Source organism: Halomonas sp. NYA30 (genome assembly GCF_976980765.1).
Genome location: NZ_OZ334477.1, coordinates 3,661,814 through 3,677,728, shown reverse-complemented (window position 1 = coordinate 3,677,728; position 15,915 = coordinate 3,661,814). Strand labels below are relative to the sequence as shown.

General features: G+C 54.0%; 12 protein-coding genes, 1 pseudogene and 1 other annotated feature. Of the genes and pseudogenes, 12 read left to right on the top strand and 1 reads right to left on the bottom strand.

The window, feature by feature from the left end; all coding sequences use genetic code 11:
- The 5 genes from ACWI0H_RS17145 (at nt 1) to ACWI0H_RS17125 (ending at nt 5,058) form a co-directional block, all read left to right on the top strand.
- Entirely contained in the window at nt 1-654 is a 654-nt protein-coding gene (locus ACWI0H_RS17145; protein WP_485876255.1) for a 3'-5' exonuclease family protein, read from the top strand.
- Nucleotides 655-967: 313 nt separating this feature from the next.
- Nucleotides 968-1,132 (top strand): hypothetical protein, encoded by a 165-nt coding sequence (locus tag ACWI0H_RS17140; protein WP_485874041.1) that lies wholly within the window; start codon nt 968-970, stop codon nt 1,130-1,132.
- Between the two features lie 160 nt (nt 1,133-1,292).
- Nucleotides 1,293-2,684 (top strand): MBL fold metallo-hydrolase, encoded by a 1,392-nt coding sequence (locus ACWI0H_RS17135; RefSeq protein ID WP_101146693.1) that lies wholly within the window; start codon nt 1,293-1,295, stop codon nt 2,682-2,684.
- A 107-nt stretch (nt 2,685-2,791) separates the two neighbouring features.
- Nucleotides 2,792-3,247, top strand: a complete 456-nt coding sequence (locus ACWI0H_RS17130) for a DUF305 domain-containing protein (protein ID WP_022522170.1) — start codon at nt 2,792-2,794, stop codon at nt 3,245-3,247.
- A 1,061-nt stretch (nt 3,248-4,308) separates the two neighbouring features.
- Entirely contained in the window at nt 4,309-5,058 is a 750-nt protein-coding gene (locus tag ACWI0H_RS17125; protein ID WP_485874040.1) for a sulfite exporter TauE/SafE family protein, read from the top strand.
- 65 nt (nt 5,059-5,123) lie between these two features.
- Here ACWI0H_RS17125 and ACWI0H_RS17120 read toward each other — a convergent pair whose 3' ends face one another.
- A complete protein-coding gene (locus ACWI0H_RS17120; RefSeq protein WP_044630842.1) occupies nt 5,124-5,549 on the bottom strand; it encodes a MerR family transcriptional regulator in 426 nt (141 codons plus the stop codon).
- 327 nt (nt 5,550-5,876) lie between these two features.
- On the opposite strand from ACWI0H_RS17120, the gene ACWI0H_RS17115 reads away from it, so the two are divergent.
- From ACWI0H_RS17115 to ACWI0H_RS17085, 7 genes and pseudogenes are all read left to right on the top strand, one after another.
- Complete coding sequence (locus tag ACWI0H_RS17115) at nt 5,877-6,287, top strand: hypothetical protein (RefSeq protein ID WP_101146611.1); 411 nt, start codon at nt 5,877-5,879, stop codon at nt 6,285-6,287.
- A 161-nt stretch (nt 6,288-6,448) separates the two neighbouring features.
- Nucleotides 6,449-7,753: a TolC family protein gene (locus ACWI0H_RS17110; protein WP_232774886.1), complete on the top strand. Its 1,305-nt coding sequence runs from the start codon at nt 6,449-6,451 to the stop codon at nt 7,751-7,753.
- A 35-nt stretch (nt 7,754-7,788) separates the two neighbouring features.
- A complete protein-coding gene (locus ACWI0H_RS17105) occupies nt 7,789-9,420 on the top strand; it encodes an efflux RND transporter periplasmic adaptor subunit (RefSeq protein ID WP_483052374.1) in 1,632 nt (543 codons plus the stop codon).
- Nucleotides 9,417-12,542 carry an efflux RND transporter permease subunit gene (locus ACWI0H_RS17100; RefSeq protein WP_485874039.1) on the top strand — a complete coding sequence of 1,042 codons (3,126 nt, stop codon included), beginning with the start codon at nt 9,417-9,419 and terminating at the stop codon, nt 12,540-12,542. The genes ACWI0H_RS17105 and ACWI0H_RS17100 overlap by 4 nt, the downstream gene beginning before the upstream one ends.
- A gap of 279 nt (nt 12,543-12,821) precedes the next feature.
- Nucleotides 12,822-13,631: a prolipoprotein diacylglyceryl transferase gene (lgt, locus tag ACWI0H_RS17095; protein WP_101146613.1), complete on the top strand. Its 810-nt coding sequence runs from the start codon at nt 12,822-12,824 to the stop codon at nt 13,629-13,631.
- Between the two features lie 108 nt (nt 13,632-13,739).
- Nucleotides 13,740-14,626: pseudogene (locus ACWI0H_RS17090) on the top strand (IS3 family transposase); the annotation flags it as partial.
- Between the two features lie 50 nt (nt 14,627-14,676).
- Nucleotides 14,677-15,893, top strand: a protein-coding gene (locus tag ACWI0H_RS17085; protein ID WP_230806374.1) for an IS3 family transposase whose coding sequence is annotated in 2 segments (ribosomal slippage) — nt 14,677-14,962 and nt 14,962-15,893 — 1,218 coding nt in all. Because the reading frame shifts where the segments join, the coding sequence is not laid out codon by codon here.
- Nucleotides 14,952-15,068: a sequence feature (AL1L pseudoknot), on the top strand. (Overlaps the previous gene by 117 nt.)
- Nucleotides 15,894-15,915 lie beyond the last annotated feature (22 nt).

The window sequence follows — 15,915 nt, the reverse complement described above, 5'->3', positions numbered from 1 at the left end:
ATGCGGCTGTTGGATCGACACGTGACGCTTTTTAGTGGTTCATTACGCACCTTGCTACGCCGCGAAAGCGACCGTCGACGCTGTGCTGACTCTCCCTATGCTTGGCTGTTTCAGCCCTATATGGGGGATGAGCTGGTGGCGCTCGCCTGCACGGTAACACCCGCGCCCTGCGTGCCGGTAATTAGCTTGGCAGCAGTGGTGCTGAGCCAACGGCAGGTACATACCAGTCGTGCCTTTGTGATCACCCTAGGCAGCGCGAAGCAGCCCGAAAGCGCAGCGCTGCGCCGCCATCACTTGCTGTGCGAAGCGGGGGCGGTGTTGCCACCAAACAGTGATAACTTGAGCGCATTAGTTGAATTTATCGGCAATCGCCCCATCGTTGGCTGGCAGTTAGAGCAGCGTATTGGGGCATTAAATGCGCTGCTCACTAAGCGATTGAATTTTGCCCTGCCCAACGCCCAGGTCGACGTGGCAAAGCTTCATCAACGCCAGCTACGGCGTTTGCACCCGGAGGTCGAGGCACCCAGCAACTTCGCTCAGGCGTTGGCGTGTTGGCAAGTGCCCGACATGGGCGTGCAGAGTGTGCTTGGAGAAGCCACCGCCAGCGCTCTGCTGTATATGCGCCTGCAGCGCGTTATGGCGGAGGTGGCATAGTAGTCTCCTTCATCGTGGCGAGGGCAGCTTTCCGCGAGGGCGCTGTGAACCCCTCCCAGGGCGCTACTTTTGTCATCTGACCGCCATGGATGGTGGAAATGCCGGAACTGTCGGGAATATTTTCCGGCCATGACAAAAGACCCTCGCTCCAAGCTACCCTCGCACCGAGATATGGTGCAGCGTTCAAAATAGTCATTTTCAATTGCGATATCTTGTGTGGCTACGTCTGATTAGTTGGGTCAGGCGGTGAGTGTTGTTAGAATAGTTATTACTTTTTTATCTCACGCCTTCTACCCTCGGCAGTGCTTATACCATGCAAACTCTTGATCACTTTGATCCTGCTCACCTTAATACGGTTGGAGCCACCCCAGCTGACGCCGAGCACGACCAGCCTGAGCTGGCTGATGCGAAGCAGAAGCGTGAATTTAACAAGCTGCAAAAGCGTCTGCGCCGAGAAGTGGGCCCCCGAACAGACTAACGTTTTTTGTGAGATTAACGTCGATTACGTTTCACTGTGGTTGCAGTGGCCAAATCGTTCTATCTTAAATGTTAGTTGACAACGAGGAAGCACACGCGTTTTACGTAAAAATATTGGACGATTGGGCAATGACACCCCCCATCTTTTAAAGGAGGTAGCGATGCTTATTTTCGAGTCTTTTTTTACAAGTGGCCTAGCACAGGTTTCCTATCTGGTTGGTGACAGCAAGGCGGCAGTGGCCGCGGTAATCGACCCTCGTCGAGATATTGATATCTACTTGCAGATGGCAAAAGAGCAAGGCCTGCGAATTGCCTATGTCATCGAAACGCACATTCATGCAGAGTTTGTATCCGGTGCTCAATCACTGGCGAACCGCACTGGTGCGCAGGTTATTGGTGGCCGCTCCGATGAATACCGGTTCGACCTTCGCCATGTCAGCGATGGTGAGGTATTGGAACTCGGCCAGGTAAGGCTGCAGATCATGCATTCGCCGGGCCATACGCCTGAACACATTTCTCTTCAGCTGTTCGATACGCAGCAAGGCAGTGACCCCATCGCATTATTCACTGGCGACACGTTGTTCAACCTGGATGTTGGGCGCCCTGATTTGCTTGGAGAGGGCAGTGAACGAAAGCTGGCCAGTGAGCTATTTCACACTCTCTTTGATCGTTATCTGCCGCTGGGCGATCGGATAGAAATATATTCCTTTCATGGGGCCGGTTCGGCGGGCGGTAAGTCGATAGGTGACAGGCATCAATCTACGCTTGGCAACGAACGGCTTTTTAATTCTGTACTGCAGGAAAAGAGTAGCGAAGAGGCGTTTATTGACACGCTGCTTGCCGATATGCCGGAACCGCCACGACACTATGCGCGCTTGAAGAAGCTGAACGTCGGTGCCATCGAACAGTGGGAAAGCCTATCGCTGGCCCCGCCGCTGTCGCCTGATGACTTTCAATCACTTGCTGGCAACGCCAACATGCAGGTCGTAGACATTCGCTCAATACTGGCATTTGGCGGTGGCCATGTGCCAGGGGCTATCAACATCGCGTTACGTAACGAGTTTGTCAGTTGGGCGGGATGGATGCTCTATGACTCCCGCCCAATTTTGCTGGTGGGCGAGTCGACAGAAGATGTCCATCAAGCCATTACCCAGCTCTACCGCATCGGCCTGGATGACATTCGTGGCTACCTGCACAATGGTATAACGGATTGGCAGAATGCGGCACTACCCCTGAGCAGGTTGCAGGAGTGGACCGTCCACGAGCTGAACGCTCGGCGTGAAGAGCCCGATGTTCAGGTGCTTGATGTGCGTAGTCCCAATGAGGTTGCCAATGGACGAGTACCGGGCGCAAAGCATATTTACGTCGTCCATCTTGCCGAGCAACTAGATAAATTAGATCCGAACAAGACCATCGCCACTTACTGCGGATCAGGCTATCGAGCCTCGATTGCCGCCAGCCTTCTGAAGCGAGCTGGCTTCTCCGACGTGGCGAACACGCCAGGGTCATGGGCGGCTTGGAACGCAGCAGGTCTGCCTATTGAAACGAGCTGAGCTGAACCGGTGTATCAGTACTCCCATGCCGCTCAAAATCGCAAAATACGAGTACGTAGGCATCATGCGATAATTTCATTATTATATTGATTTTAAAGGAAAAATCTATGAAAATGTCTTACTGGCGTTTCGTCGCAATGGTCGCTACATCGACAATCATTATGTATGGGTTGATGTATCTGAACACGTACGCTTTTGACCATGTTTTCTGGAGCGAAACTAGAGCATGGATGGCTCTTGTCATGGGGGCTGTGATGGCGGTAGTGATGTTGAGCTTTATGCTCAATATGTATCAGAAAAAAAAGATAAACATCGCCATCTATGCAGGCAGTGCTGTGCTTTTCATTGCTGCATTATGGATCGTCCGTAGCCAGGTTACCGTAGATGACACCGATTACATGAAAGCAATGATTCCCCATCATTCAATCGCGATCCTGACCAGTGAGCGAGCGAAAATTTCAGATCCGCGTGTCCGTGAGCTGGCAGATGAAATCATTGCTGCACAGCGTCGCGAAATTGAGGAAATGAAACAGCTCATAAACGACTTGGAAAAAGCGGACTGATGTTTATTTTTTCATAAAACCGTTCACGTCAGATTTTTATCTTTCCGATTATCACATTAGGCACTGTTTACCTCACCGGTTGTGGCTTTCCAACTTCGGGAGACCTAGGAACAGTTGTACAGCCCTTAAGTTTTTCGTGCGTCGATATATCAGAGACGATTTGGTGCGCCGCATAGTGTGTGCCATAGATTGACGCATCTAGACCCATTTCGGTGACCCAGGCTTTCACAATACGGGCATATTGGCGCGTGGATAGATGCTTTGCGCTATTGATTCGGCTGGAAAACAAGAAGTCTTCGCTCCGGAGCTGAGCAAGCTGTATCCAGTAGATAATAGCGATGTGAGTTTGCTCGGTAATTTCGAACTGGACAGGTCAATGTGACTTTTGCTGTATCATAATGGCTCGTGAAGTGAAATGCTGAGGATAACAGTAACCGAAATGAGCTTACGTGACGTACTAAAAGTCTTAATTTGATTGCCAAGGCCAGCTTCGTGCTGGCCTTTTTTGTGCGCCCGGCACGGGCGCACTCCTGGAGGTGCAAGTCCTCCCGTAAGCTGGCCACAGCGAACGAAGCGAAGCGCAACTGCGGAAGGGTGACCAACCGTGGGAAGGAAGCGTGGAGCGTAAACCGCGAGCCGATGAACAAGAACCGGATAGGAGGCGCTGCCAAGCAGGGCGAGCGGGCAAGAAGCCGCGAAGCTCTTGTGGCCAAGGCGACGTAGCGTATATCCGGCGGTTGTGCGGTGAAGGAGTGTGTTCTTACCCGGGGAGATCTCGCCTTATGCCTGAAAGGGCAACGTGACCCCACGGAGCGAGAAGTCAGCAGAGGCCGTAGTAGCTCCTCGTTTTTTTTTTGGAGCAAAGGGCCGAACGAGAAGGAGCGTCAAACGTCTTGTCGATGAGATCAGTAACGCATCAGATGCCCGCGACTGCGGGGCGGGAGAAGGCATGCCAAGGTGAAGCCTTGTCGTCCTGCTCCAGCGATGAAACTGGCCTCCCGCGACAAGTGCCGGAGGACGCAGGGCAAGGTCTGCTTGAGCGGGCCTTCGCAAGAGAGAACATGCTACGTGCATGGAAGCGCGTGCGTGCCAACAAGGGAGCAGCAGGCATCGATGGTCTGGATATTGCTCAGACCGCCGAGCACCTAAGGTGGGCCTGGCCCGATATTCGACAGCAGCTTCTTGCCAGTCGATATTATCCTCAGCCTGTCCGCCGAGTGGCTATTCCGAAGCCAGATGGAAGCGAACGAGAACTGGGGATACCCACCGTGACTGACCGTCTTATTCAACAGGCACTGCTGCAAGTTCTACAACCGCTGATCGATCCCACTTTTAGCGAGCACAGTTACGGTTTCCGTCCGGGCCGCCGGGCCCATGATGCCGTACTAGCTGCTCAGAGCTTCGCCCTGGTATTGCGTATCCTGGCGGCGGTCATGTTGATACTAATGGCACTGTATATCGCCAACTGGTGGAAGGGCTTGCTACGTATCGAGGCACTGGGGCGCGTCCTGTGGCGCCGCATCGAACCAATAGGCCGTCGCTTGATGCCTGTTGTAAAAGTACCCCAAGCATTCGCACTTGGCTCGCTATGGGGCTGGATGCCCTGTGGGCTAATCTATTCGATGCTGGCCTGGAGTCTTGCTGTAGCCGAGCCATTGCGTGCCGCCGCGATGATGGGGGCCTTTGGGCTCGGCACCTTGCCTGCCGTCCTAGCGACCGGAGTGGCAGCGCGCCGTGTCTCAATATGGATACGTAGCCCCGCGACTCGTACGCTAGCAGCGCTGCTGATTATTACGTTTGCCGTCTGGTAACTCTGGCATCTGCAATCCATGATAGGGATGGTGGATACGCACAGTGCCATGACTTCGCAGCATCACTAATGATTACTTCGCGAATCATTAGCCTCGAAAACTAATTTACCTGTCCCAAGCGATTCGATTAGTTCCTTCAGCCTGAAGCTTTCAGTCATCTTGTCTTGGTTCATGTTATCTAACCATCGCGCTATCACCTGAAGTTCTTGGGTCCGCAAGTGAAGACGTCGCCTTTGAGTGGCGAGTGGTACTGGTTCATTAAACTCTACGGTGCCTTGATCCGCCCAAGATAATATTTGTTTGATCTCTGGAAGACTAACGCCCAGCGAACGCAGGCAGTCGATAAAACGTAGGCGCCCCAAGGACTCTATATCGTAGAGTTGATAACCGTTGCGCGGGTCGCGGTGCGGTTGCAACAACCCTTCCCTTGTATAGTGACGTACCGTTTCTGCCGTTACCCCTCCCGTCTGAGCCAGCTCGGAGACTCGCATTGGCTTACCCTCATTTGTTTACTCGTAGCCAGCTTACAACCGCCAGGCTGCCCAAAGGTCAAGTCTTCAACGGGCGCTTATGGCAAACCTTTCGGTTGTACATCGAAATTTAAAATGAGGCCTTGACCTTGAAGTCTGCTTTAAGGATATCTTACAAAAGCTGCTCTGCCACAGGTTAAAAACCTTCATCACGTCCTACCCTCAGCTCGTTTGGCAGTATGAGAAGAAAAAATGACTCAAGTCATTTTTTTCAATTTGGATGTTAAGGGTGGTTGCAGGTAAGCGCTGTATTCTAAGCGTGTCATCAAACAGGAATGGAGAGTTAAAATGAAAATCAAAACGTCACTTGCCGCCGCAATCATTAGCGTAGTTGCCATACCAGCATTCGCAAGCTTTGGATACTCTGAATCTCAGGCCAAACAGCTGACGGAGGGAGTTACACCTAGTGGAATATTGACCAGCGGGTTTCCTCATGAGTATGTGCTCTCATTAAACGAAAGCTCCGAGGTCAAGATAGCTAGTGAGCACTTTCCTGGATCAAACTTTATGCTTCGCATGAAAGCAAAACTGATGGACGCATCCGGCAATATCGTTTCGGAAGCTAATTCTGTCAATGGAGACTTCAAAATTGATGAGAGACTCGATGAAGGCGAGTACCGCTTGATTGTTTCAGGAGATACGGGGGGGCGTGGGGAAAGTGATACACACCGGTACAGTCTGCATGTAGACATTCAGTGATAAATTAAAGTTGGCCGGCTAATGCTGGCCAACAATTACTTTAAATGTTTCGTTTAATGATTTTAAAGTAATTAGTAAACGTAGTTTTTAATGTTTGATTATTTATTTTATTAAATTTTCTGTATTTTTTTGAGCGTAATCCTTTTGTTTGGAGGTCCACTGTGATCAAGGCTGCATTGTTATTCAGCGGTGTCTTGGGTGTCGCCTGGATGCCAGCTATTGCTGTTGCCGGAAGTGAAACGGACAATTTGCAAAAAGCGATACAGATAGCCATTGATCAGGACCCCTGGTTAACCGGAAGTGCGTCCATTGAAACCGCCCTTGAGAACGAGGCCATTGCATCGGCCCAGCTCCCTGATCCCCAGATTTCATTGAAAGCGGGAAATCTGCCGGTTGATACCTTTGACTTGAATCAAGAAGGTATGACCCAGTTCAGCATCGGCATCAGCCAGCTGTTTCCCAGAGGGGATAGCCTGGTGCTTGCCAAGCAACAGAAGCAGCAGCTTGCCGCCCAGCAGCCGATGTTGCGCCAGAACAGAGAAGCGAGAGTCGAGGCTGTGGTCAGCCAGCTTTGGCTGGAAGCCACTCGGGCTCAGCTGAGCATCAGTCGGATAGAACGTGATCGTAGCTTGTTCGAGCAGCTAGCGGAGGTGGCCGAGGTGAGTTATGCGTCCGCCTTCGGAATGACCCGCCAAGACGATGTGATTCGTGCTCAGTTGGAGCTGACTCGCCTGGAGGATCGCTTGACCGATCTCAGACAGCAACAAGAGGCAGAAGAGCGGCAGTTAACTGAATGGTTGGGGAGTGAGGCGATGCTACCGATAGCGGAAGACTTCCCCGAGCTTGTTTTGGTAGAGCCAAGCCTCTTCACTGACGCTGAACGTCCCAGTCGTCAGCTGTGGTATGAGCGAGTGAGGCGTCACCCTGCAGTGCTGGCATTGGAGCAGAAGATAGATGCCATGGAGACTGGGGTCGATGTGGCGAGGCAGCAGTACAAACCAGAATGGGGTGTATCGGCACAGTACGGCTACCGCGAGGACGACCCTATGGGCGGACGCCGGTCCGACCTGTTCTCTGTGGGAGTGGCCTTCGATCTACCTGTGTTCACGGAAAATCGTCAGGACAAGAATGTCGCAGCAGCGGCATCACGTCATGAAGCGGTCCGGTACGAGAGAGAAACCTTGGTTCGTGAATTGATTGCCCAGCTGGAAACCAATTGGGTTAAGTTGGCGCGCCTCGATGAACGATTAACCCTGTATACGCAACGATTATTGCCCGAGCTGAGCGAGCAGGCCGAAGCTTCCCTGAATGCCTATAACAATGACGATGGTGATTTTGCAGAAGCCGTGCGGGCACGAATTGATGAAACCAATGCGAGTGTGGAGCTCATAGGCCTGAAAGCCCAACGACTCAAGGTGATTTCAGATATCAACTACCTGCTGTCCCAAGGCACGTCTTCACGCTAACTCACGACTTCTCAAGTCTGGAATGAGACATCACGATGAATCAAATGGGTAGGTACTTTTTCGTTATATCGTTAGGCGTCCTGTTGGGCGTGTCCGGCAGTATGGTTCTGGGAGGGAAGACATTCGTCCTGAACGCAGTAGAAACGGCTATTGGAAAAGATAGTAATAAGACTGGTGGGGAAGAGAGTGGAGAACGCACTCCCCTTTACTGGGTGGCGCCGATGGATCCCAACTACAAGCGAGACAAGCCTGGAAAATCCCCGATGGGGATGGATCTAGTGCCTGTTTATGATGATCAAGACGAAGGGGACACCCCAGGAACAGTCAAGATTTCTCCTGATGTCGTCAACAATTTTGGTGTTAAAACGGGCGTTGTCGAAAAGGATACATTTGACGCCACGGTAAGGACAGTTGGCTATGTCCAATACGATGAAGACAAGTTGGTGCATATCCACCCCCGCGTCGAGGGGTGGATAGAAAAGTTATTTGCCAAGTCCGAAGGCGATCGTGTTACCCAAGGTCAACCGCTCTACTCGATCTATTCGCCGACGCTCGTGAATGCACAGGAAGAATTGTTGCTTGCAATGAACCGCGGCAACCAACGTCTGATTTCTGCCGCCTTGGAAAGGCTGCGCGCGTTACAGGTGCCCAATGAGGCTATCCAGAAGCTAAGGGACAGTCGTCAAGTGAGTCAGGCGATCATCTTGCGTGCGCCCCAAAGTGGCGTCCTGGATAATTTGCAGGTGCGTGAAGGAATGTTCGTACAGCCAGGAATGAGCATGATGAGTATTGGCGTTCTTGATCATGTGTGGGCTGTCGGAGAGGTGTTTGAGCGCCAGGCAGCGTTGATCGCTGAGGGAGATGAGGTTCGCATGACTCTTGACTATCTACCCGAACGGGAGTGGACAGGGGTGGTGGACTATATATATCCAAGTATTGATAGTGAGACGCGTACGGCTCGTGTAAGGGTGCGTTTCGCTAACGATGACCTGGCGCTAAAACCTGGAATGTTTTCTCAGCTGACCATTATGTCAAACACGACGTTGGAGGCATTGCAAATACCCCGTGAGGCCTTGATTCGCACCGGAAGCCAGTCGCGTGTCGTTCTTGCATTGGGTGATGGGAAATTCAAATCGATCGAAGTCGACGTCGGGCGCGTGGGTTGGGAAACCGTCGAGATATTATCGGGCCTTGAGGAGGGCGATCGCATCGTTACGTCGGCTCAGTTCCTTCTGGATTCCGAGTCAAGTCGAACATCAGACTTTCGACGAATGGAGCATAGTGACAGTGCTGAAGAGGCCGATGAGAATTCCCTTGTTGAGACCGTATGGGTGCCGGCACGCGTCGAAGATGTCATGCCGGATCATGGCATGGTAACGCTTTCCCATGCCCCTATAGCGGTTTGGGAATGGCCGGCCATGAGCATGAATTTCCAGGCTGCTGATACGGTCAGTCTTGAGCAGCTTAAAGCAGGCATGGACGTCCATGTCGAGATTGAGCGGGTTGCAGAAGACGAATATCTCCTCCGAGACGTGCATGTAGACGATGTAGCTACCCAAGCATCCAACGATTCGGTTGTGGATCACGGCGTGGGGGGTGGCGCGAGTAGTGACCATCAAGACGGGATGAGCCATGAAGGTCATGGTGCGGGGGAGAGTAAGCAATGATTCCTGCTCTGATCCGCTGGTCCATCAGCAACCGTTTTCTCGTGCTTCTTGCTGCCGTGATTCTGGCGGGGGCGGGAATCTACTCAGTCAAGAATACTCCTATTGATGCTCTGCCGGACCTGTCCGATGTGCAGGTAATCATCAAGACCAACTACCCTGGACAGGCACCGCAGGTCGTTGAAGATCAGGTTACCTACCCGCTCACTACGGCTATGCTGTCGGTCCCCGGGGCGGCGACAGTCCGCGGATACTCCTTCTTCGGCGACTCCTACGTCTATGTGATTTTCGACGAAGACACCGATCCCTACTGGGCACGCTCTCGTGTGCTGGAGTACCTTTCCCAGGTAGCGCCCACGCTACCGGATAGTGCGCGCCCACAGCTTGGCCCAGATGCCACTGGCGTGGGGTGGGTCTATCTCTACGCCCTCATCGACAGGACCGGCCAACATGACCTCAGTGAGCTGCGCAGCCTGCAAGACTGGTTCCTGAAGTATGAGCTTCAGACCGTATCGGGCGTTTCTGAAGTCGCGGCGCTTGGCGGCATGGTCAAGCAATACCAAGTGGTGGTGGATCCGGAGAAACTGCGTGCCTTCGACATCCCGCTGGCCCACATCCAGACTGCCATACAGCGGGGCAACCAGGAAGTGGGCGCCTCGGTCGTTGAGATGGCCGAAGCCGAGTACATGGTGCGCGCCACTGGTTATATCCAGAGTCGTGAGGATCTTGCCAGTATTCCGCTGGGTGTGGATGACAACGGAACGCCTCTGCTGCTCAAGGATGTTGCCGACATTGGAGTGGGACCCCAGATGCGCCGTGGCATTGCCGAATTGAACGGGGAAGGTGAGACCGTCGGCGGCATCGTCGTCATGCGCACAGGAGAGAATGCCCAGAAAACGATCGATGGCGTCAAGGCCAAGCTTGAGCAGCTCCAGTCCAGCCTGCCGGAGGGGGTCGAGGTCGTGACGGTCTACGACCGTTCAGGCTTGATCGAGAAGGCGGTGGACAACCTGTTGCGTGGTCTGCTCGAGGAACTGGCCATCGTGGCGTTGGTGTGCGTACTCTTTCTGTTCCACCTGCGCTCTGCACTGGTGGCGATGATCAGCCTACCGATGGGCATTCTCACTGCCTTCATCGTCATGAACTGGCAAGGTATGAACGCCAACATCATGTCGCTTGCGGGTATCGCCATTGCGATCGGGGCCATGATCGATGGTGCCGTCGTGTTGATCGAGAACTTGCACAAGCACATGGAGCGTACACCGCTGACGTCCGAAAACCGGTGGAAGGTGGTGGCCGATTCGGCGGTGGAGGTGGGGCCGGCGCTTTTCTTCAGCTTGCTGATCATCACTGTCAGCTTTGTTCCTGTCTTTACCCTCGAGGCCCAAGAGGGGCGAATGTTTTCACCCTTGGCCTTCACCAAGACCTATGCCATGGCAGCCAGTGCCGGGCTGGCGGTCACCTTGGTTCCGGTGCTGATGGGCTATTTCATCCGCGGCCGCGTACTTCCTGAGCACAAGAATCCGGTCAATCGACTGCTGGTCGGGGTCTACATGCCGGTACTCAAGGCGGTATTGAGATTCCCAAAGACGACCATCGCCCTGGTGCTAGCGATAACCCTGGTAGGTTTCTGGCCGGTCAGCAAGATTGGCAGCGAGTTTATTCCACCCCTGGATGAAGGCGACTTGATGTACATGCCGACCACTTATCCAGGGCTGTCGATCGGCAAGGCGCGGGAGCTCCTTCAGCAGACCGATAAACTCATTGCCAGCGTGCCGGAGGTGGACACAGTGTTTGGCAAGATCGGACGGGCCGACACGGCTACCGACCCTGCGCCGCTGACCATGATCGAAACATTCATTCAGCTCAAACCGCGGGAAGAGTGGCGAGAGGGGATGACCACCGACAAGCTCAAGAAGGAACTCGACAGCCTGGTGCGGATACCGGGGGTATCCAATGCCTGGGTGATGCCGATTTCGACGCGCATCGATATGCTGGCGACCGGGATCAAGACGCCGGTGGGCATCAAGGTGGGCGGAGAAGATCTCAAGCAGATTCAGTCCATCGGACAGCAGCTGGAGACGATCCTTGCCGATGTTCCCGGTACTGCGTCGGTCTATTCCGAGCGGGTGGCCGGAGGTCGCTATATCAAAGTCGATATCAACCGCGCTCAGGCTGCGCGCTATGGCCTTAACATTGCAGACGTGCAACAAGTGGTGGCAACCGCTATCGGTGGTCAGAACATCACTCAGACCATCGAGGGCTTGGAGCGCTACCCGGTCAACCTGCGCTACCCACAGGATTACCGGGACTCCCCTGAGCGACTGGCCGAGCTGCCGATCGTGACCGCCAATGGGCAGCGCATCGCGCTAGCCGACGTGGCGGACATCTACGTGGAGGACGGACCACCGGCGATCAAGAGCGAGAACGCACGTCCCAACGGTTGGACCTTCGTGGATATCGAAGGCGTGGATGTCGGTACCTATGTGCAGCGCGCCATGGACGTCGTGGCGGACGAGCTCGATTTGCCCGCCGGTTATTCGGTGACGTGGTCCGGGCAGTATGAATACATGTTGCGTGCCAAAGAGAAGTTGAGCTATGTGGTGCCTCTCACATTGGCAATCATAGTGATCCTGCTCTACATGAGTTTCAAACGCTTCAGTGAGGTAGCCATCATCATGGGCACGCTGCCGCTGGCCATGGTAGGGGCTATCTGGTTGATATACCTGCTGGGCTATAACTTCTCCGTGGCCGTGGGAGTGGGATTTATCGCTCTAGCGGGGGTGGCTGTCGAGATCGGAGTGATCATGCTCGTATATCTCAACCAGGCCTATCAGCAGATGCTCGAGCGCTGCCAACACAAGGGAGTACAACCCCGTCGGGAGACTCTTCGCCACGCCGTGCTGCACGGTGCTGCTCTCAGGGTGAGACCGGTAATGATGACGTCAGTCTCGACGATCGCAGGCCTATTGCCACTGATGTATAGCTCGGGGACCGGCTCCGAGGTGATCAGTCGCATTGCGGCCCCGATGGTGGGCGGTATGTTGAGCGCGGTGATATTGACGCTTCTAGTATTGCCTTGTGTCTACTATCTGTGGAAATGCCGCCATGTGAATCATGCATAACGTCAGGATCGACAAGGCTGGGTGGCACATTCTAGATACGCGAATGCCGTATCTCGAGGGCTCCCAGCCTAACACGAATCGTCAGTGGTACTTGATGTGAGGTGCACTAGCGATGCCCCCTGGAATTAGGTTGAATTTGCACTTCGTGAGTCAAGATTCAGTTTGTATTCAGGCCATTAGGCTATGCTGGTAGATAAGAAAGCACGCTTGGCTATTTGCTAACCCGCTGGCGTAGCGTCGAGCGATTCATAGAAGCCTGAAGGGCGCGAGGAAATTGCCATGATTGCGTACCCACAGATCGATCCAGTGGCATTTTCCCTCGGACCGGTACAGCTACATTGGTATGGCCTAATGTACGTGGTGGGGCTGACGGCCGCATGGTGGCTGGGGCGGCGGCGAGCGCACCGCCTCGGCCTGACCCACGATGATATCGGTGACCTGATCTTCTATGGCGCTCTGGGCGTCATCATTGGAGGGCGCTTGGGCTATGTGCTGTTCTACGGGCTCGACCAGCTGATAGCCAACCCCCTATGGCTTTTCAAGATTTGGGAAGGGGGCATGAGTTTCCATGGAGGTCTTGCCGGCGTGCTGGTAGCCGCCTGGCTGTTCGCTCGCCGTCACCGCCTGGCCTACCTTCAGCTGACCGATTTCATCGCCCCGCTGGTGCCGATCGGTCTGGGGGCAGGGCGTCTGGGCAACTTCATCAATCACGAGTTGCCGGGGAGGGCCAGCGAAGTGCCCTGGGCGATGATCTTCCCTCCCATGCTGGGCTTGGGGCCTGAACCCCGACATCCATCAGCACTCTACGAGTTTGTCCTGGAGGGTGTGGTGCTGTTTGTCGTGTTGTGGTGGGTGTCACGGAAACCGCAAACTCAAGGGCTTATCTCGGGTCTATTCCTGCTTCTGTATGGCACCTTCCGTTTCATCGTGGAGTTTGTGCGCTTACCCGATCCTCAATTGGGCTTCATCGCCTTTGATTGGCTCACTATGGGACAGTTGTTGACGGTACCAATGTTGGCAGCAGGTGCGTTCCTGGTCACCACTGCATGTCGTAGTCAGCGAACCATGGTTGCTACATCGGACCGATAAGCAAGACAAGTGATATGAGGTATGTCGATAATATTGGAAGAACGTTAATGATCCTGCCCAGTAACGGTGGACACCTCAAGAACGTCATACGTTACGATGAGGTGAACCATGGCAAGATCGACAACATCAATGAAGAAAAAATCATATACCCGTTACTCAGATGCCTACCGGCAAGAAGCCTTAGCGCTTGCGGATCGCATTGGCGTTGCAGCAGCGGCGCGTGAGCTGGGAATACACGCGAGTCAGCTCTATCAGTGGCGATCTAAAGCACAGCTGCAGCAAGACACATCCGAGCGAGAGCGGTCGTTGGCAGAAGAAAACGCCCGCTTGAAGCGCCAACTAGCCGAGGCAAATGAAGAGCTGGCCATCACAAAAAAGGCCGCGGTGTACTTTGCGAAAAGCCTGAAGTGAAGTACGCCTTTATCCACCGTCATCGTCAGGCGTTCAGTATTCAGCGTATGTGCCATGTTGTCGGGGTCGCTCGGAGTGGCTACTACGCTTGGCGGCAACGCGGCGCATCGTCCCCAAAACGCAGCCAGCAAGCCATTATCGATCAGCATGTGGCCAAGGCTTATCACCAACGCAAGGGCCGCTCAGGCGCCCCGAGACTAACGCTAGACCTGCGAGATGATGGGATGCCGATCAACCGTAAGACGGTGGCTGCCAGCTTACAGCGTCAGGGCCTGCGCGCTAAAGCAGCTCGTAAGTTCAAGGCCACCACGAACTCACGGCATTCGCTGCCAGTCGCACCGAATCTACTAGAACAAAACTTCACGGCCTCAGCTCCTAATCAAAAGTGGGTGGGTGACATTACCTACTTGGCGACGGGCGAAGGCTGGCTTTACCTGGCAGTGCTCATTGATCTTTACTCTCGTAAAGTGGTCGGTTGGGCAATGAGTGAGCGTATGACGGCCGATCTTGTCTGTGACGCGCTACAGATGGCGCTATGGAGACGCAAAATGCCCAAAGGCGTGATAGTCCATTCGGATCGAGGTTGAACCGCCCCGTCTTTACCGGAGACTCCATATCTTGAGAGGATGGAGTTATGAACTCACCAAAACGATATTCCCCAGAAGTCCGGGAGCGAGCTGTTCGATTAGTCCTTGAACAGCAAGGCGAATACCCGTCCAAGTGGGCGGCGATCTGCTCCATTGCCAGCAAGTTCGGCTGTACACCAGAGACTTTGAGAGCCTGGTGCAAACGCACAGAACTCACGCAGGAAAACAGCTCGGTTAACCTGTCTGAACATGAACGGCTCAAGCAGCTAGAGCGTGAAAACACCGAATTGAAGCGTGCCAATGAAATTCTCCGTAAGGCGGCTGCTTTTTTCGCCCAGGCGGAGCTCGACCGCAAACCCAATTGATGGTGTCATTTATCGACGAGCATCGTGCTCAGTTCGGGGTCGAGTCGATTTGTAGTCAACTGCCAATCGCCCCATCGACGTATTACCACCACAAGGCACTTGAAGCTGATCCTGAACGGCGGGCAGACCGGTATCGGCAGGATGCGTTTCTTACCGCTGAGATTCAGCGCGTGTGGGAAGAAAACTTCTGCGTCTACGGTGCCCGTAAGGTCTGGCGGCAACTCCGCCGTGAAGGCGTTAATGTTGCTCGTTGCACTGTAGAACGGCTCATGCGCCGCCTAGGAATTCGCGGCGTGGTGCGAGGCCAACGCCCCTTCACGACCATCAGTGATCCCGGCCAGAAACGGGCACCTGATTTAGTGAAACGTGACTTTACGGCCATGCGTCCTAATCAGCTTTGGGTGGCCGATTTTACCTATGTCGCTACCTGGTCTGGCTTCGTTTACGTTGCGTTCGTTATCGATGTTTATGCACGCTGTATCGTGGGTTGGCGTGTAGCGACGTCGATGAGAACGGCGCTGGTGCTGGACGCTCTGGAGCAAGCTCTGTGGGCACGAAAACACAGACAAGGGTTGATCCATCATAGTGATAGGGGAAGCCAATATCTCTCGATCCGCTACACCGAGCGTATGGCTGACGAGGGTATCAATGCCTCAGTCGGCACCACCGGCGACTCCTACGACAATGCGCTGGCTGAAACCATCATCGGCTTGTTCAAAACGGAGGTGATCCATCATCGTGGCCCATGGAGGGGACTGGATGCCGTTGAGTATGCCACGCTGGAGTGGGTTGACTGGTTCAACAACCGCCGACTGCTGGAACCCATCGGAAACGTTCCACCAGCAGAACGAGAAAGGACGTATTATCGTCAATTGGAGGAGTCGGGTGAAGCTGCCTGACTCAAACAAACCGGTCTCCGGA

Bases quoted from the DNA above. Each gene is read 5' to 3' on its own strand.
- ACWI0H_RS17145 (WP_485876255.1), top strand. From the start codon at position 1: ATGCGGCTGTTGGATCGACACGTGACGCTTTTTAGTGGTTCATTACGC.
- ACWI0H_RS17140 (WP_485874041.1), top strand. From the start codon at position 968: ATGCAAACTCTTGATCACTTTGATCCTGCTCACCTTAATACGGTTGGA.
- ACWI0H_RS17135 (WP_101146693.1), top strand. From the start codon at position 1,293: ATGCTTATTTTCGAGTCTTTTTTTACAAGTGGCCTAGCACAGGTTTCC.
- ACWI0H_RS17130 (WP_022522170.1), top strand. From the start codon at position 2,792: ATGAAAATGTCTTACTGGCGTTTCGTCGCAATGGTCGCTACATCGACA.
- ACWI0H_RS17125 (WP_485874040.1), top strand. From the start codon at position 4,309: ATGCTACGTGCATGGAAGCGCGTGCGTGCCAACAAGGGAGCAGCAGGC.
- ACWI0H_RS17120 (WP_044630842.1), bottom strand. From the start codon at position 5,549: ATGCGAGTCTCCGAGCTGGCTCAGACGGGAGGGGTAACGGCAGAAACG.
- ACWI0H_RS17115 (WP_101146611.1), top strand. From the start codon at position 5,877: ATGAAAATCAAAACGTCACTTGCCGCCGCAATCATTAGCGTAGTTGCC.
- ACWI0H_RS17105 (WP_483052374.1), top strand. From the start codon at position 7,789: ATGAATCAAATGGGTAGGTACTTTTTCGTTATATCGTTAGGCGTCCTG.
- ACWI0H_RS17100 (WP_485874039.1), top strand. From the start codon at position 9,417: ATGATTCCTGCTCTGATCCGCTGGTCCATCAGCAACCGTTTTCTCGTG.
- lgt (WP_101146613.1), top strand. From the start codon at position 12,822: ATGATTGCGTACCCACAGATCGATCCAGTGGCATTTTCCCTCGGACCG.